This window comes from Halorubrum sp. DM2, assembly GCF_901686465.1.
GTDB lineage: Archaea > Halobacteriota > Halobacteria > Halobacteriales > Haloferacaceae > Halorubrum.
Map to the genome: position 1 here is coordinate 82,848 of NZ_LR594487.1, position 16,109 is coordinate 98,956.

A 16,109-nucleotide genomic window follows, 5' to 3' on the forward strand; every position below is an offset into this window, starting at 1 on the left:
CCCCGGGTTTGGTCCGTTCGTGTTCGCTTCGCCGAGTCACCACGTTCCTCGCGACCGGTCCGACTCGTGTGCGGTCGCCGTCGGTTCGCACCACGTATCAGACCCGAGAAACGACGCTCGACCGCAAATCTACCGCCAACCGCCAACGACAGTTACGGAGTTGACAGGACAGGCGTGTCCGTTGCGGGGTGGTAAGGCGGGGCGTCCGGTCGTACGGAGACTGATATAACGGTATATTTATTTATTTTCGACAGGTATGTACTGACAGTTGTATGTACGACCTCACAGGTTTCCAGCGCGACCTCCTCTACGTGATCGCGGGGCTCGACGAGCCGCACGGGCTGGCTATCAAAGAGGAGCTCGAGGAGTACTACGAGAAAGAGATCCACCACGGCCGCCTCTATCCGAACCTCGACACGCTCGTCGAGAAAGGGCTCGTCGAAAAGGGCCAGCGCGACCGCCGTACTAACTACTACACGCTGACGCGTCGCGGTCGCCGCGAGATCGAGGCGCGCACCGACTGGGAAGCCGAGTACATCGAGCACTGACGCGCCCGCAAGCGACCCCCGAAGCCGACCGATAGCCCTCGGCTCCGTCGGCCTCGCCGTCTCTGCCTCTTCCTTCGCTTCCGTCGTTTCCGCCGAGCGGTTCCGATCGCCGAGCCGTCCGTTCATCCAGTTCCGAGCCGCAACGCCCTGAACCGACAGGCGCGCGCCGCGAACGGTTGGATTCAAGTCCGCCCCGGCGGAACCCGGTCGTATGCAACCGGGAGATCGCGTCCGCGTCGAGCGCGGGGGCGTCACCAACGAGGGCGTACTGCTCCCCTCCACGACGCGCGACCACCTCGTCGTCAAGCTCGACGGCGGCTACAACGTCGGGATCGACCGCGACGCGGCCGACGTCGAGGTGCTCGAATCCGCCGTCCGCGAGGTCGACCCCGCGGCCGAGACCGACGACGACGCCACCTCGGAGATCACCTTCGACGACGACCTGCCCACGGTCTCGCTCATCTCGACCGGCGGGACCATCGCCTCCACCGTCGACTACCGGACCGGGGCCGTCACGGCCCAGTTCGACGCCGAAGATGTCCTCCGGGCCGTCCCGGAGCTCGCCGGACGCGCGAACTACCGCGGCCGGGTCGTCGCGAACATCCTCTCGGAGAACATGGAGCCGTCCATCTGGCGCGAGCTGGCCGCGGCCGTCCGCGAGGAGGTCGAGGCGGGTGCCGACGGCGTCGTCGTGATGCACGGCACCGACACGATGCAGTACTCCGCGTCCGCGCTCTCCTTCATGCTCGATTCGCCGGTGCCGGTCGTGTTCACCGGGAGCCAGCGCTCCGCGGACCGCCCCTCCTCCGACAACGTGATGAACGCGGTGTGCGCCGTCGAGGCCGCGAAGGCCGACCACGCCGAGACGCTGGTGTGTATGCACGCGAGCCCCTCCGACGACGCCTGCGCGCTCCACCGCGGCACGCGCGTCCGGAAGAACCACACCTCGCGCCGGGACGCCTTCGAGACGGTCGGTGCCGCGCCGCTCGGGCTGATCGACTACGAGGCCGCCGCGGAGGCGGGGAGCGAGGGCGACGCGGCCGACGCCGCGATCGAGTGGAACCGCGAGCCGCTCCCCCGCGGCGAGACCGGCACCGGCCCCGCCGGCGACGCCGAGGGCGACGGCGTCGCCGTCGCGCCCGACCTCGACGGCGACGTGGAACTCGTCAAGTTCACGCCCGGGATGGACCCGGCCGCGTGGGCGTACCTCGACGACAAGGATGGCGTCGTGATCGAGGGCACCGGACTCGGCCACGTCCACACCGACCTCATCCCGCGGATCGAGGAACTGGTCGAGGGCGGGACCGTCGTCGCGATGACGAGCCAGTGTCTCGCCGGCCGGGTTTGCGACCGCGTGTACGACACCGGCCGCGACCTGCTCGACGCGGGCGTCGTCGAGGCCGGCGACACCCTCCCCGGCACCGCGAAGGTGAAGCTGATGTGGGCGCTCGCGAACCGCTCGGACCCCGCCGAGGCGATGGGCCGCGACCTCGCGGGCGAACTCACCGAGGAGTCGCGGCCCTGGCGATGACGGGAGCGCAGGGGGAGTCGGCGGCCGCCCCCGTCGTCCGCGAGGCGCGCCCCGCCGACGCCGACGCGATCGCGGCGTTCACGCGGGACACGTGGGGCGAGCGCCACGAGGACTACATCCCGCGGGTGTTCCCCGACTGGGCCGCGTCGGAAGACCCGGACCGCGGCACGTTCGTCGCGACGCTGCCCCCCGAGGCAGCCGAGTCCGGCGGTCTCGACGGGCGAGAGGGGGGCGACACCCTCGTCGAGGGCGACGGGACGGGGGTCGCCGACGCGGGCGATCCCGAGGCGGTCGTCGGCTGTATCCAGGCCGTCTCCCTCTCGGAGTGGGAGGCGTGGGGACAGGGGATCCGCGTCGACCCCGCCGCTCGCGGCCACGGCGTCGGCACCGCGCTCTCGACCGCCGCGCTCGACTGGAGTCGCGAGCGCGGCGCGACCGTCTGCCGCAACATGGTGTTCTCGTGGAACGTCATGGGACTCGGCCAGTCGCGGGCGGTCGGCTTCGAGCCGGCGACCGAGTTCCGGTTCGCGGAGCCGGACCCCGACCCGGACGCGGTCGGTGACGACGCAGTCGGCTCCGGCTCGGATGCGACCGACGGCGACGACGCCGGGGTCGACGTCCTCGCGGACGCCGACCCGAACGCCGCGTGGGCGTTCTGGAGCGACAGCGACGCCCGCGACCACCTCCGCGGGCTCGCGCTCGACCCCGACGAGTCGTGGGCCTGCTCGGCGCTCACCCGCGAGCGGCTCGCGACCGCGGCCGCCGAGGACCGACTGCTCGGCGTCGCCGACGCGGACGGGTTCGCCGGCTTCGCGGTCCGGACGCGCGTGACGGAACGCGAGGTCGACGGCGAGACCGTCCGGACCGCGACGTACGGCGCGGCCGCGTGGCGCGGCGTCGACGCGGCGGGGGCGCTGTACGACGCGGTCGCCGCCGACGCCGGGGCGGCCGAGGCCGACGCCGCCCGCGTGCTGATACCCGAGACCGTCGAACACGTGAGCGACACCGGGGCGAACCGCGTCCCGGTCGCGGCCGAACCGGACTTCGTCATGGCCGCGGACCTCACCGGCGGGGAGCCATGACCCTCTTCGGCGTCGCCCTCCCGTGGTCGCTCCCGCTCACGCTCGTGATCTACGGCGTCGTCGTCGCCGCTGCGGTGTGGATCTACCGCGACGCGAGGGCGCGCGGGAGCCGCTACGCGCTCGTCTGGGGGCTCTCGACGCTCGTGTTCACGATCGTTCCGGTGCTCGCGTACCTCTACCTCCACCGCGACGCCGGTCCGGCGCGGTGACTCGGTCGCGTCTCGCGGCCGACCGGTCCGCCGTGTCTCGCAGCCGACTCGTCCGACGCCGCGCTGCGTCGAGCGGTCCCGACCGCTTTTAGGCGACGACCCGAAACGACCGACGGATGCCCTCCCCCGGTCCGGTCGCCCGGCTGCGCGTGTTCGTCCGCGGTCGTCGCCCCCGAGCGCTCTCGGTCGCGGTCGCGAACCTGCTCCCGCTCGTCGGCGTCGTCGCGCTCGGCTGGAACGCGGCCGCGCTGATGACCCTCTACTGGTTCGAACTCGGGATCGCCTCCGGCTGGGCCCTCGTCCGCGCGCTGTTCGCCGGCCGGCCGTCCGAGATCGAACGCGGGGTGTTGATCTCCGGTCCGCTCGCGCAGCGTCGTGTCGGGCTGTCGATCCCGTGGACCGGCGTTCAGGTGCGCGTCTCCTCGCTGCTCGTCCTCCCGATCGCGACGCCGATCCTCGCGGTCGTCTGGGGGATCGTCGGCGCGCTCACGGTCGGCGTCGTCGTCGACGGCGGGTTAGCGCCCGAGGCGCTCGACACCGTGACGCTCGCGGTCATCGCCGTCTTCGTCGGCGAGGGGGCGACGACGCTCGTCGAGTACTTCGGTCGCGGCGAGTACCGCGACCACAGCGCGCAGACGGCGATACGAGGGGTGTTCGCCCGCGGTGCGGCGATATTCCTCGGCGCGCTGTTCACCGTTACGGTCGTCGCCGCGGGGACCTTGGAGGACGACACACCGATATCCGCGCTCGATCCCGACGCGATCGGACTTCCGCTCCTGCTCGGCATCGTCGGGGTGAAGTTCGCCTTCGACCTCGCGAGCCTGTACGGCGACCGGCTGGCCGCGTTCGACGAGTCGTCGTCGCTCGAACTGGGGCTCTCGTACGACCCGCCCCCGGCGGAGCCGATCGACGGTTCGGTCGCGGACCCGGTCCGAACGGTCCGGCAGCCCGTTCGCTCGCGGCTCGCCGGCGTGCCGGCCACCCTCCTCGCCCACCCGGGCCTGTGGTACGTCGCCGGGATCCCCGCGCTCGTCGCCGTGCTGTTCGCGATCGGCGGCGAGTGGGCGACCGTCGCCGTCCTCCTCGCGGCGGCCGTCGCGCTCCCGCTCGCCCTCGCCGCGATCGACCACGAACTCCGGTACGGACTCGTCGAGTACCGCGCCGGCGACGACGCCTTGGTCGCCCGCGACCGCCTGTTCGGCGTCGATCTGTGGCGCGTCGAGCCGTGGGACGAGACGGATCTCCGGGTAGAACGCGGTCGGCTCGACCGGCGGCTCGGCACCGAGACCGTCGTGATCGAACTCCGCGACGACGGGTACCGCATCCCGGAGCTCGCGGACCCCGACCCGATCCTCGACGTCTTCGACAGACGGCCGGACCGGCCGGACGAGTGACCCCGACTACCCCTCCCCGTCATCCGCGTCGTCGCGCCCGTACAGCGGGTGTGAGTCACCGACCAGCCGCTTGAAGACGAGGATGACGCCGGCGTGGAAGGCGACGAGGACCGTCACGCTCGCGACGATGATCGCCACCGATCGCGGCGTCGAGAGGAGGCCGAGCGAGACGATGAGCGTCGTCGCGCACGCCGGAGGATGGACGGTTCCGGTCGCGATCATCGCCCAGCTGGTCGCCACGAGCGAGAGGGTGGCGGCCGCCGCGAGCCGGAACCCCTCAGGAGAGAACGCGGGCGGCGTGGCGATGAGCGCGGGCCCGTCCGCGACGAACGTCCACGCCGCCAGCCCGGCGAGGCCGCCGATCAGGTGGCCGCCGACCACGCGGACGGCGCGCTCCCGCTCGCTCCGGCGGTCGAACGTGAGGACGAACGCGGACGGCCCGAGGCTCGGGAAGACGAACGGCTGGCCGGTCGCCCACGCGACGGTACCGAGGACGGTGAAAAGCAGGCCGGCGTACAGGCTCGTCCCGATCCGCCGGCACATTGCGAGCGCCTCGGGAGCCGACTCACAAAGCCCCGGCGGATCGGCGGTGTCGAACCGGACCGGCGGTATCGATCGCGATAGCCGAACCCGAACGCCTAATTGGGCCGGTCTCCCCCGTGATGACATGTTCGCGACGCTGCCGGACCTCCTCCGACTGCTCGTCGTTCCCGTGTTCGCGTGGGCGGCGATCCGGGACGTCCGGACCCGACGCCTCCCGAACCGGATGTGGCCGCCGCTTTACCTGTTCGGCGGGCTGCTTCTGGTCTGGGAGGCCGCCACCCTGTGGCCGTTCGCGGGGTTCGACGGGCGGATCTTCCTCGTCCGGGCCGCGATTAGCCTGCTGTTCGTCGCGCCGCTCGGCTACGCCTTCTGGTACCTCGGCGCGTTCGGCGGGGCCGACGCCAAGGCGATGATCGCGCTCGCGATCGCGTTCCCGACGTTCCCGGCCTACGAGGTCGGGACCCTCGTCTTCCCGCTCGTCGACACCGATCTCGGCGTGTTCTCGCTGACGATCCTCACGAACACGGTGTTGATCGGACTCGCCTACCCGGTCGGTCTCGCGGTGCTCAACCTCGTCCGCGGCGAGGTCTCGTCGAACATGTTCCTCGCGCGTCCGGTCGCGACCGCGTCGCTGCCCGACAGACACGGACGGCTGTTCGAGGACCCCGACGGACCGACGCGGGGCGGTCTCGACCTCGACGCGCTCCGGATGTACCTCCGCTGGCGCGGCCTCACGCTCGCGGACCTGCGCGACGACCCGGACGGGCTCCGCGACCCCGACTCGGTCGGCGAGACGTTCGACCCGACCGACGGCGGGACCCACGTCGGCCCGCGGACCGACGGGGGGCGCGCAGTCGACGACGCGGCCCCGGACGGCGGAACCGCGATCGACGAAACGGGCACGGACGACGAAACGGCCGCGGCCGACCCGTGGGCCGCCGAGCGCTTCCTCGACGACATCGATCACGGCGCGTACGGCACCGACGCCGCGACGCTCCGGGACGGGCTGGAGGTCGTCGCCGACGCGGACCGCGTGCTGGTCTCGCCCGGTATGCCGTTCGTCGTCCCGATGGCGGTCGGGCTCGTCGTCTCGCTCACGAACGGCGACGCGCTGTTCGCGCTTCTCGGCGCTGTCGGACTCGTCTGAATCCGCGACGAAAACCCGTTCCCTGACGGCGACTCGCCTCAGTTCTCGGCCCAGACGTCGGCGGCGGCGAGGACGCGCGTCCCGACCGGGCGCTTCACGAACTCCCCGAGGTCGCGGCCGATCAGGTCGCCGACGCCGCGCTGGGCAGCCACGTCGAGCAGGCGCTGGTCGACGGTCCCGTCGACGACGACCGCCTGAGGCGCGGTGTCGGCGGCGTCGAGCGCGTTGAACGCGTCGGCGGCGTCGACTTCGTCGAGGATGTCGAACTCCTCGCCGAGGAAGCGCGCGCGTCCGCTCTCACCGTCGACGACCTCGCTGACGTGACCCGCGATCGATCGCGGTTCGTCGGCGGTCTCGTCGGCCTCGCCGGATCTGTCCGATTCGTCCGTCTCCGCGTCTCCGACCGACTCGGCGTCGACCTCGGTCGGCTCTGCGTCCGATTTGCCGACCGGCTCCACGTCGAGGTTGTCGTCCGTCACCGAGTCGGGTTCGGCGTCGGTCGCTGGGTCGGACTCGACGTCGGTCGCCGCGCCGCCGGCGGGTCCAGCGTCCGCGTCTGTGGACTGCCCGGGTTCGTCGCCGGATTCGGTCGGTTCCTCGCCGGACGCGTCGGGTTCGCCGCCGGATTCGGTCGGTTCCTCGTCGGACCCGTCGGGTTCGTTCGCCGGTTCGGTCGGTTCGTCCGTCTCGTCGACGCCCGGCAGATCGGGCGACTCTGGCGACGGACCGGGCGAATCGTCCGCCGCGGAGTCGCTCGGCACCGCGCCGCCGTCGCCGACGCGGGCGACCGATCCGGGGTCGTCGCCGTCAGCGATCTCCTCGTCGCTCGCGGCCGCCCGGAGGTCGGCGGCGTCCGCGAGGCTCGCGTACGGGACCTTCCCGCGGAGCGCCTCGAAGACGGCGTCGCGGTCGAGGTCCTCGACGGACTCGCCGGGCGGCGCGAACGCGACGTAGTCGACCTCGCCGACCTGCCCGAGCTCGCGGAGGATGAGCTCCCCGCCGCGGTCGCCGTCGAGGAAGGCGGTGACGGTCCGGTCGGCGGTCAGGTCGGCGACCGCCTCGGGGACGTTCGTCCCCTCGACCGCGACGGCATTTTTGATCCCGCAGTCGAGCAGCGTCAACACGTCGGCGCGGCCCTCGACGACGATGACCGCGTCGGAGTCGCCGACCCGCGGGCCGGCGGGGAGCCCCTCGTAGTCGACGATGCCCTCGACGCGGGCGGCGTCGCGGACCTCCTCTAACACGTCGCTGCTCGCGAGGCTCGTCTCCTCGAAGCCGCCGGCGACCAGCTCCTTGGCGCGCTCGACGACCTCGCGGCGCTTGGCCGCCCGCACGTCCTCGATGCTCGTCACCTCCACGGAGGCGTGACAGGGGCCGATACGGTCGATCGTCTCCAACGCGGCCGCCAGGATCGCGGTCTCGACCTTGTCGAGGCTGGAGGCGACGGTGACCTCGCCGAACGACTGCCCGTTCTCGGACTCGACGGCGACGTCGATCCGGCCGACGCGCGAGGACTCCTGGAGGTCCCTGAGGTCCAGCTCGTCGCCGAGCAGCCCCTCGGTCTGGCCGAACACCGCCCCGACGACATCGCTCCGCTCGACGACGCCGTCGGCCGCGATGGTGGCGTGTATCAGGTATTTTTCTGTGTCTTTCATGATGTGTGAATTGTGATATCGGGCGGGAGAAGCCGCCCGCCTTACGTTTCGTCCCTCGCGGAAAATAGCTATCGCCACGCCCCTCCGTCGACGGCTATTGAAGAAAATTTCTCTCCGATACGCATTTTCGAATCTATCCGATAGTTCTTAGTGTCTACGGAAACAGATTTATCGCACATGATGCGCTCACGGAGCGATCTCGTGTGGATACCGACGTTCGCGATACTCGTGGCGTTCGCGGTGCCGTGGCCCCTCTGGGGTGTCGACCGCGTCGTCGCGGGCCTGCCGGTGTGGATCTGGTGGCACGTGGCGTGGCTGGGGCTGTGTGCGGCGCTGTTCGCGCTGTTCGTCCGGAGCGGCGCGTGGGAGCGCGGGATGGGGCAGCGGTCGACGACGGACTCCGGCAGCGGAACCCCCGGAACCGCCAGCGGGACCGCGAAGACCGCCGACGCGGAGGGCGACCGCCGATGACGCTCGGTCTCTCGCTCGGCGTCGTCGTCGGCTACCTCGTCGTCGCGCTCGCGCTCGGCCTCGTTGCGTACCGCGTCTCGGAGACGACCGCCGAGGACTACTACCTCGCGAGCCGGTCGATCGGGACGCTCGTACTGCTGTTCACGACCTTCGCCACCCTGCTTTCGGCGTTCACCTTCTTCGGCGGCCCGAACCTCGCGTACGCCGCCGGACCCGAGTGGCTGGTGGTCATGGGAACGCTCGACGGCGTCCTGTTCGCCGTGCTGTGGTACGTGATCGGCTACAAGCAGTGGCTGATCGGCGCTCGCAACGGCTACGTGACGCTCGGCGAGATGCTCGGCGACCGGTTCGGCTCCGTCGGCCTGCGCGCGCTGGTCGCCAGCGTGAGCCTCCTGTGGCTGTTCCCGTACGTGATGCTCCAGCAGATGGGGGCCGGCGAGGCGCTCGTGGGACTCACCGACGGCGTCGTCCCCTACTGGGGCGGCGCGGCGCTCATCACGGCGTTCATGATCCTCTACGTCACCGTCGCCGGGCTCCGCGGCGTGGCGTGGACGGACACGCTTCAGGGGCTGTTCATGCTCTCCATCGTCTGGATCGCGGCGGCGTGGGTCCTCTCCGCGGTCGGCGGCGTCGGTGCCGCGACCGGCGCAATGTTAGCGGCCCGCCCCGAGTTCGGGAGCTTCGGCGGCGGGACGTACACGCCCGGGTTCATCATTTCGACGGCGATCACCATCGCGTTCGGGGTGACGATGTTCCCGCAGATCAACCAGCGGTTCTTCGTCGCGAAGTCGGCCGCGACGCTGAAGCGGTCGTTCGCGCTGTGGCCCGTGTTAGTCCTCCTACTCTTCCTCCCCGCGTTCATGCTCGGCGCGTGGGCGGCCGGGATGCCGATCGAGGTCCCCGAGGGCGCGAACGTGCTGCCGGTCGTGTTGAACGAGTACGCGCCGGCGTGGTTCGCCGCGCTGGTGATCGCGGGCGCGATGGCCGCGATGATGTCCTCGTCGGACTCGATGTTGTTATCCGGGTCGTCGTACTTCACCCGCGACCTGTACCGCCCGCTCGTCGACGCGGACGCCTCCGAGCGGCGCGAGGCGTGGATCGCGCGGATCGGCGTGGCGGCGTTCGCGACGCTGGCGTTCGTCGCGAGCCTGTTCCGGCCGGGGACGCTGATCGAGGTCGGCGACACCGCCTTCTCCGGGTTCGCGCTGCTCGCGCTCCCCGTGATCTGCGCGCTCTACTGGCCGCGGACGACCCGCACGGGCATGGTCGCCGGGATCGCCGTCCCGCAGGCGGCGTACCTGCTCGTGGTGCTGTCCGCGGTCCTCCCGCTCGTCCCGACGCTGTCGCGCACCGTCTTCGGCGGCTGGGACGTCGCGCTCGGGCTGATGGTCCTCTCGGGCGCGCTCACGGTCGGCGTCTCGATCCTCTCCGCGCCGACGGAGGAGGGCGACGCCTCACGGTTCGCGGTCGCGGGCGACTAACGCGGGCGGTCGACCGCGTTGCGGTCGCGGTTATTTATAAGCGCTCGTCGCTGTCGACGTGTCTGGTTATACCGGTCGTCGACGCCTCCCGGCCCGTACGTAGTCATTTTATGAGTGATCGCGACGAGCGTCCGGCGTGGTCGCCCTCCCGCGGTCGCCCGACGCCAGCCGGTCGGCAGCGGTCGCCGTCGGGATCGCGAACCTCCTCCCCCTCGTCGGCGTCGTCGCGCTCGGCTGGGACGCGACGACGCTCGTCACGGTCTACTGGTTCGAGCTGGGCGTGGTGGCGGCGTTCGCGGTCCTCCGCGGCGTCTTCGCCGGGCGTCCGAGCGGGTTCGACGCGAACGTGCTGGTGTTCGGCGCGATAGTCGAGAAGCGGCTCTCGGTTCCGGTCCCGCGGACCGGCGTTCGGGTCCACCTCTCCTCGCTGTTCTCTCTGGCAGTTCTCGTCCCGTTTCTCGCCGTGTTGTGGGCGGTCACCGGACCGATACTGCTGGCACTCGCCGGGGCCGAAGGCGTACGTCCCGAGACGGTCGGAACCGCCCTTCTCGCCGCGGTCGGGATAGCCGCCGCCGAGGCCCTCCGAACCGCGGTCGACTACTTCTATCGCGGGGGCTACCGCGACGAGAGCGCGGGGACTGCCCTCCGGGGAGTCCTCCTCCGGATGGCGACGCTCCTGCTCGTCGGGTTCTTCGTCGTCCCACTCGTCGCGGCAGCCGTCGCCGACGACGCCGACGTCCCAATCGGCGAGGTCGCGGAGCCGACGACGTTCGGTCCGATCGTCCTCGGGCTCGCCGTGCTCGTCAAGTTCGCGTTCGATCTCGCGGCCCTGTACGGCGACCGGCTGGTCGTGTTCGACGAGTCGACGGATTACGACCTCGGATGGGCGTACGACCTGCCCGCCCGCGAACGGGACCTCGATCCGGTGCCGGATCCCGACCGCCGACTTCGACCGACCGGAATCGGCCGCGTCCTCGGCCATCCGCTCGCCGGGATACGACGACCGGGCGGCTGGCTCCTCGCGGCGTTCCTCGCGACTGCGACGCTTCTAGCCGGGATTTCGGGCGCGACCCTGCTCGCCGTCGGACTCGCCCTGCTCGCGGTCACGGCCCCGGTGACCGCTCCTGCGTTCGACTCGCTGATCCGGTACGGCCCGCTGGAGTACCGGATCGACGACGAGGATCCCTCGATCGTCGCGTACGACCGACTGTTCGGCGGGGTACTGTGGCGGATCGAGCCGTGGGACGAGGAGGGCCTCCGCGTCGAGCGCGACCGGATCGACCGCCTGACGGCTACCCGGTCCGTCGTCGTCGAGCTCCGCGACCGGGAGGTCTGACTCCCAAGACTGGCAGATCCGGGGCCGGTTCTCGACGTCTTCGATCGACGGGCGGAGCGACCGGACGATGGGTCCTGAGCGGGGGCCCTCCGCGTGTCCGTCGTTCCCGTCTCGGTGGGGTCGTCGAAAGGCAAATGCTCGTCTACCACCCAACAGGAGTATGAACGAGCCCGGAACCGAGGGCGTGCTGTTGGATCAGGAGACGCTCCACGACCGACTGGACGAGGCCCCGGGCTGGCTGCGGGAGCACTACCGCACCTTCCGGGAGTCGATGCTCGGCGAGCGCGACGGGTCGCCGTTCCCCTGCTACTTCGGCATCGAGGTCGAGCGAGAGGGTGACCTCCTGTACGCCGCCTGCGAGTCGACGACGGACCCGGCCGCCCTCCTCCGGCTGCGAGACACGCTCCTCGAATACCTCGCCACCTACGGGGACCACGCCGACCGCGCGCCGCTCGCGGTGTTCTTCAACCCGCCCGACGACGACCGCAGCGAGGCGCACTACCACGAGCGGCTCTGGCACGTGCTGGAGTTCCTCCACGTCCACGACCCGGAGCCGTGGCCCGAGGACATTCCCACCGATCCGGACACCCCGCGCTGGGAGTTCTGCTTCGGCGGCGAGGCGCTGTTCCCGACCTCCCGCGCCCCCTTCTACGACGACCGGAAGAGCCGGTACTCGCCGGTCGGGCTAGAGATCACCTTCCAGCCGCGGGCCGTCTTCGAGGGGATCACGGCCGACACCGAGGCGGGCGAGCGCGCCCGCGAGACCATCCGCGATCGCATGGGCGAGTACGACGGCGTCTGCCCCCACGCCGACCTCGGTGACTGGGGGGCCGAGGGCGACCGCGAGTGGAAGCAGTACCTGTTCCGCGAGGACGCCGATGCGGCCCCGGACGAATGCCCCCTCGACCCGACCCGCGACCACCCGAAAGCGCCGGAACCGCTGCTCGAACCCGGCGCGTGGCGTCGGCTCGCGGGCGACGCCGACGCGGTCGACCGCGACGCCTCCTTCACCGCGGGACTCGGCGATGACTGACGACGCCGTCCTCCTCCTCGTCGACTTCCAGACCGGCTTCGACGGACCGGGCTGGGGCGAGCGCAACAACCCCGACGCCGAGGCGGTCGCGGCCGCGCTCCTCGACCGCTGGCGCGAGGCGGGCCGGCCCGTCGCGCACGTCCGCCACGCCTCGACCGAGCCGGGGTCGCCGCTGCGGGCGGACACCCCCGGCTTCGCGTGGAAGCCCGAGACGGCCCCCGCCGACGGCGAGCCGACCTTCGAGAAGTCGGTCAACGGGGCGTTCCTCGACTCCGGACTCGACGCGTGGCTCCGCGAGGCGGGTCACGAGTCGCTCGTCGTCTGCGGGCTGACAACCGACCACTGCGTCTCGACCACGACGCGCGAGGCCGAGAACCGCGGCTACGACGTTTGGGTCGTCGCCGACGCGACCGCGACGCACGCCCGCGACGCGCCCGACGGCGAGCGGATCGACCCGGAGACCTCCCACCGCGTCGCGCTCGCGCACCTGAACGGCGAGTTCGCGACGGTCGTCGAGAGCGGCGACCTGCTCGGGGAGCGCTGACCGCGACCGCACCGCCGAGGGCGACTGTACCGCCGAGGGCGACCGCACCGCTGAGCGACCGCGCTCAGTCGTCGCTCGTCTCCGCCCCGGTTCCGCCGCCGCTCGCGCGCTCGGCGGCGCTCGCGAACATCCCGCGCCGGGTCGTGTACAGGAAGTAGCCGCCCAGTCCGAGGAAGCCGACGACGTTCGAGGCGGCGACCGCCCAGAAGACGGCCTCGACGCCCCACCCCAGCCCCGGCGTCACGGTGACGCCGAGCGCGCCGAACGTCGTCGCGACCGGGACGGCCGCGACCGCGATCGGGAACCGGACCGCCCAGTACTTGACCAGGTCGGCGACGAAGGCGGTGCGGGTCCTGGACGCGCCGTTGAACCCGGCCAGCAGGGTGTACGTCCCGCCGAGCGCCCAGTAGGACGCCCCGAGGATCCGGAGGTACGTCACCGCGAGGTCGCGCCCGGTCGCCGTGAGGTCGGGGGCGAGGAGGTCCGCGATCCCGCCGGCGAACAGGAACTGGACGGCACCGAGCGCGAGGAACCCGGCGACGACCATCCCGGTGCCGACGGTCGTCGTCCGGCGGGCGCGTCGGGGGGCGTCCGCGCCGAGGTTCTGCCCGACCATCGACTGGGCGGCCTGCTGCATCCCGAGCGCCGGGACGATCGCGAGCGTCGCGACCCGCGCGCCGACCGTGTACGCCGCGACGCCCGCCGCGCCGCCGGCGATCGCGACGAGCCCGACGACGAACACCCGGACCAGTTCGCTCACGCCGCGCTGCCCGCCCAGCGGGAGCCCGACGGAGACGACCTCGCGGGCGGTCGCGGGATCGAGCGCGAACGCCTCGCGGGTGAGCCGGAAGGTGTCGCGGCCGATTCCGGCCGCGTACCCGAGGATCCACAGGAGTCCGGCGACGCCCGCGAGGGCGGTGCCGAGCGCGGCCCCGGCGACGCCGAGCTCCGGGGCGGGACCGACCCCGAAGATGAGGACCGGCGCGGCGACGAGGTTGACGAGGACGCTGACGAGGCTCACGTGGAACACCGCGCGGGTGTCGCCGTACGCGGTAAAGCAGTTCTCGACGGTGTCGCCGACGGCCCCGATCGGGAGGACGGCGATCACGATCGCGAGGTACGTCGCCGTCGTGCCGGCGAGCGCGGGGTCGGCCCCGAGGAGCGCCACCGCCTCCTCGGCGTAGACGACGACCGGGATCGCGACCGCCGCCGTGACCGCGAGCGCGACGAGCGCGCCGTTGACCGCGACGCGTCGCGCCCCCCTCGCATCGTCGTCGCCGGCGCGCTGCGAGACGAGGATCTGCGTGCCGATCGCGCCGACCACGACCGTCGCGCCGAGCAGCGACTGGATCGGGAGGCTGAGACCGACCGCGGCGACCGCGTCCTCGCCGACCCGCCCGAGCCAGAACGTGTCGATCAGCGCGTTCGCGACGTACACGACGTTCTGCGCGACGAGCGGCGCGGCGAGAACGAGCAGCACGCGCCCGACCGGCCCGTCGGTGACCGCCTCCTGATCGACGTCTAACATCGAATGGTTCCGGTATTAGCTGGCGATAATATAAGTGTGATGGTCGTGAACACGACTCTCAGATCCGGGCGTCGGCCGTCGATCGTCGCGCCGGAGCGACGGCCGGCGGGCCGAACGCGAGCGCTCCTTCAACCTCCTTTCGCGCGGCCCCCAGCCGCCGCGAAGGGAAACCTCTTAATGGACTACGCGCGGAGTTCGTGGTATATGAGCAACGGCGACGACGACCCGGCGGACGCCGACGAGGCCGACGCCGCGGACGACGGCGGGGACGCCGGCGAGTCGGCGGAGACGGCCGCCCCGACGCTCCCCGAAGACCCGACCGAGGAGTCCCTGACCGAGTACCTCGACGAGATCGCGGACCGCCTCGACGCCGCCGAGACGGAGGCGGACCTCGACGACGTCGAGGCGCTCTTGGACGACGCGGAGACCGGCATCGAGGACGCGGACCTCCCCGAGCCGGACGAGGACGACGAGGACGCCGACGACCCCCGGGGCGACCTCGAAGACCGCGTCGCGGAGGTCCGCGACGGCGTCGAGGACGCCCGTGGCCCCTACGGCGAGGACGTCGTCGAGGCGATCGAGACCGCCGCCGGAACGATCGAGGACACCGAGTGGACCGAGGACGGCCACGACGACGTCGCGGCCGCGGTCGCGTCGTTCGTCGACAGGGCCGCCGAGACGGTCGACGCCGACGGGGGTCCCGACGGCGACGAGATCGCGGACCTCGTCGCGGCGCTCGACGCCGTCGCCGAGGCGGTCGCCGACGCCGACCTCGACGCGGACGACGACGCCGACGACATCGCCGCGCTGCTGGACGCGACCGACGAGCTGGAGGCCGGACTCGACGACGCCGAGGAGTGGGACGACCTCGAGACCCACGAGCAGCTCCGCGCGCAGGGGTACTACGACGTGCTGGGCCACTACAAGGACTTCCCGGTCGAGTGGGCCGCGCTGAAGGAACACGAGGCGCGGGGCAACGTCGACATGATCCTGCTCGCGCTCGACTCCCTACAGTCCGAGTTCATGGAGCGGCACTGTCTGGAGGCGTTCGAGCGGATGGGCAAGCGCGGGAAAAGCGAGGCGTCCGTCGAGGAGATTCTCGGTCGCGCCGAGAAGCGCGACCGACCCGCGATCCGGATTCTCGGGAAGATGGCGGCCGCGGAGGCGACCGACACCCTCGTCGAGTACGTCGACGAGGACTCGAACCCGCAGCTCCAGAAGGCCGTGTTCAAGGCGCTCGGCGAGATCGGGGCGACGGAGGCCGTCCAGCCGCTCGCGAACCAGCTCGACCCCGACGGGGACACCGAGGACCTGGTCCGGCCGCACGCCGCCCGCGCGCTCGGCCTGATCGGCGACACCCGCGCCGTCGACCCGCTGGCCGACGCGCTCGAAACCGACCCGTCGGACGACGTCCGCGCGGCCGCCGGCTGGGCGCTCCGCCAGATCGGCACCCGCGAGGCGCTCGAAGCGGCCGCCGAGTACGCCGACGAACGCTCCTTCATCGTCTCGACCGAGGGCGAGAAGGCGCGCGACGCGCTCGACGACGAGACCGAGCCCGCGGCGACGGCCTGACACCGACCCGAATTCGAACGACCCCTTTTGTTCGA

Annotated in this window: 15 protein-coding genes; 12 read left to right on the top strand and 3 right to left on the bottom strand. The window is 71.7% G+C overall.

The annotated features are described in order from the left end of the window. Positions 1-272 precede the first annotated feature (272 nt). The 5 genes from QOL69_RS00420 (at position 273) to QOL69_RS00440 (ending at position 4,764) form a co-directional block, all read left to right on the top strand. The gene (locus QOL69_RS00420) at positions 273-548 is read left to right on the top strand and encodes a PadR family transcriptional regulator (RefSeq protein ID WP_004597247.1); all 276 of its coding nucleotides are present in this window, start codon (positions 273-275) and stop codon (positions 546-548) included. Positions 549-759: 211 nt separating this feature from the next. Then, the gene (gene gatD / locus QOL69_RS00425; protein ID WP_283401601.1) at positions 760-2,079 is read left to right on the top strand and encodes a Glu-tRNA(Gln) amidotransferase subunit GatD; all 1,320 of its coding nucleotides are present in this window, start codon (positions 760-762) and stop codon (positions 2,077-2,079) included. After that, on the top strand, positions 2,076-3,161 hold the full coding sequence (locus QOL69_RS00430; RefSeq protein WP_283401602.1) for a GNAT family N-acetyltransferase: 1,086 nt from the start codon (positions 2,076-2,078) through the stop codon (positions 3,159-3,161). The genes gatD and QOL69_RS00430 overlap by 4 nt, the downstream gene beginning before the upstream one ends. After that, positions 3,158-3,370 (top strand): hypothetical protein, encoded by a 213-nt coding sequence (locus QOL69_RS00435; RefSeq protein ID WP_128909140.1) that lies wholly within the window; start codon positions 3,158-3,160, stop codon positions 3,368-3,370. Before QOL69_RS00430 ends, QOL69_RS00435 begins: the two co-directional genes overlap by 4 nt. Before the next feature lie 116 nt (positions 3,371-3,486). Continuing rightward, positions 3,487-4,764, top strand: a complete 1,278-nt coding sequence (locus QOL69_RS00440; protein WP_283401603.1) for a DUF6498-containing protein — start codon at positions 3,487-3,489, stop codon at positions 4,762-4,764. Positions 4,765-4,770: 6 nt separating this feature from the next. Here QOL69_RS00440 and QOL69_RS00445 read toward each other — a convergent pair whose 3' ends face one another. Next, the gene (locus QOL69_RS00445; RefSeq protein WP_283401604.1) at positions 4,771-5,307 is read right to left on the bottom strand and encodes an HPP family protein; all 537 of its coding nucleotides are present in this window, start codon (positions 5,305-5,307) and stop codon (positions 4,771-4,773) included. Positions 5,308-5,431: 124 nt separating this feature from the next. Between QOL69_RS00445 and QOL69_RS00450 the strand changes: the two genes are divergently transcribed. Then, complete coding sequence (locus QOL69_RS00450; protein WP_283401605.1) at positions 5,432-6,454, top strand: A24 family peptidase; 1,023 nt, start codon at positions 5,432-5,434, stop codon at positions 6,452-6,454. 38 nt (positions 6,455-6,492) lie between these two features. On the opposite strand, the gene dnaG is transcribed toward QOL69_RS00450, so the two are convergent. Then, positions 6,493-8,109 carry a DNA primase DnaG gene (gene dnaG / locus QOL69_RS00455; RefSeq protein WP_283401606.1) on the bottom strand — a complete coding sequence of 539 codons (1,617 nt, stop codon included), beginning with the start codon at positions 8,107-8,109 and terminating at the stop codon, positions 6,493-6,495. Between the two features lie 177 nt (positions 8,110-8,286). On the opposite strand from dnaG, the gene QOL69_RS00460 reads away from it, so the two are divergent. The 5 genes from QOL69_RS00460 (at position 8,287) to QOL69_RS00480 (ending at position 12,974) form a co-directional block, all read left to right on the top strand. Beyond that, positions 8,287-8,580, top strand: a complete 294-nt coding sequence (locus tag QOL69_RS00460) for a DUF3311 domain-containing protein (protein ID WP_283401607.1) — start codon at positions 8,287-8,289, stop codon at positions 8,578-8,580. Continuing rightward, entirely contained in the window at positions 8,577-10,061 is a 1,485-nt protein-coding gene (locus QOL69_RS00465; protein ID WP_283401608.1) for a sodium:solute symporter family protein, read from the top strand. Before QOL69_RS00460 ends, QOL69_RS00465 begins: the two co-directional genes overlap by 4 nt. Before the next feature lie 136 nt (positions 10,062-10,197). Then, on the top strand, positions 10,198-11,397 hold the full coding sequence (locus tag QOL69_RS00470; protein WP_283401609.1) for a DUF6498-containing protein: 1,200 nt from the start codon (positions 10,198-10,200) through the stop codon (positions 11,395-11,397). 160 nt (positions 11,398-11,557) lie between these two features. Next, positions 11,558-12,430, top strand: coding sequence for a YqcI/YcgG family protein (locus QOL69_RS00475; protein ID WP_283401610.1), 873 nt, complete (start codon positions 11,558-11,560; stop codon positions 12,428-12,430). Beyond that, entirely contained in the window at positions 12,423-12,974 is a 552-nt protein-coding gene (locus QOL69_RS00480; RefSeq protein WP_283401611.1) for a cysteine hydrolase family protein, read from the top strand. The genes QOL69_RS00475 and QOL69_RS00480 overlap by 8 nt, the downstream gene beginning before the upstream one ends. A 64-nt stretch (positions 12,975-13,038) precedes the next feature. Here QOL69_RS00480 and QOL69_RS00485 read toward each other — a convergent pair whose 3' ends face one another. After that, the gene (locus QOL69_RS00485; RefSeq protein WP_283401612.1) at positions 13,039-14,502 is read right to left on the bottom strand and encodes an MATE family efflux transporter; all 1,464 of its coding nucleotides are present in this window, start codon (positions 14,500-14,502) and stop codon (positions 13,039-13,041) included. A gap of 204 nt (positions 14,503-14,706) precedes the next feature. On the opposite strand from QOL69_RS00485, the gene QOL69_RS00490 reads away from it, so the two are divergent. Further along, positions 14,707-16,074, top strand: a complete 1,368-nt coding sequence (locus QOL69_RS00490; protein ID WP_283401613.1) for a HEAT repeat domain-containing protein — start codon at positions 14,707-14,709, stop codon at positions 16,072-16,074. The last annotated feature ends 35 nt before the right edge of the window (positions 16,075-16,109 follow it).

Excerpts from the sequence above, each read along its gene's own strand:
- QOL69_RS00420 (WP_004597247.1), top strand. The coding sequence starts at position 273 with ATGTACGACCTCACAGGTTTCCAGCGCGACCTCCTCTACGTGATCGCG.
- gatD (WP_283401601.1), top strand. The coding sequence starts at position 760 with ATGCAACCGGGAGATCGCGTCCGCGTCGAGCGCGGGGGCGTCACCAAC.
- QOL69_RS00430 (WP_283401602.1), top strand. The coding sequence starts at position 2,076 with ATGACGGGAGCGCAGGGGGAGTCGGCGGCCGCCCCCGTCGTCCGCGAG.
- QOL69_RS00435 (WP_128909140.1), top strand. The coding sequence starts at position 3,158 with ATGACCCTCTTCGGCGTCGCCCTCCCGTGGTCGCTCCCGCTCACGCTC.
- QOL69_RS00440 (WP_283401603.1), top strand. The coding sequence starts at position 3,487 with ATGCCCTCCCCCGGTCCGGTCGCCCGGCTGCGCGTGTTCGTCCGCGGT.
- QOL69_RS00445 (WP_283401604.1), bottom strand. The coding sequence starts at position 5,307 with ATGTGCCGGCGGATCGGGACGAGCCTGTACGCCGGCCTGCTTTTCACC.
- QOL69_RS00450 (WP_283401605.1), top strand. The coding sequence starts at position 5,432 with ATGTTCGCGACGCTGCCGGACCTCCTCCGACTGCTCGTCGTTCCCGTG.
- dnaG (WP_283401606.1), bottom strand. The coding sequence starts at position 8,109 with ATGAAAGACACAGAAAAATACCTGATACACGCCACCATCGCGGCCGAC.
- QOL69_RS00460 (WP_283401607.1), top strand. The coding sequence starts at position 8,287 with ATGATGCGCTCACGGAGCGATCTCGTGTGGATACCGACGTTCGCGATA.
- QOL69_RS00465 (WP_283401608.1), top strand. The coding sequence starts at position 8,577 with ATGACGCTCGGTCTCTCGCTCGGCGTCGTCGTCGGCTACCTCGTCGTC.
- QOL69_RS00475 (WP_283401610.1), top strand. The coding sequence starts at position 11,558 with ATGAACGAGCCCGGAACCGAGGGCGTGCTGTTGGATCAGGAGACGCTC.
- QOL69_RS00480 (WP_283401611.1), top strand. The coding sequence starts at position 12,423 with ATGACTGACGACGCCGTCCTCCTCCTCGTCGACTTCCAGACCGGCTTC.
- QOL69_RS00485 (WP_283401612.1), bottom strand. The coding sequence starts at position 14,502 with ATGTTAGACGTCGATCAGGAGGCGGTCACCGACGGGCCGGTCGGGCGC.
- QOL69_RS00490 (WP_283401613.1), top strand. The coding sequence starts at position 14,707 with ATGAGCAACGGCGACGACGACCCGGCGGACGCCGACGAGGCCGACGCC.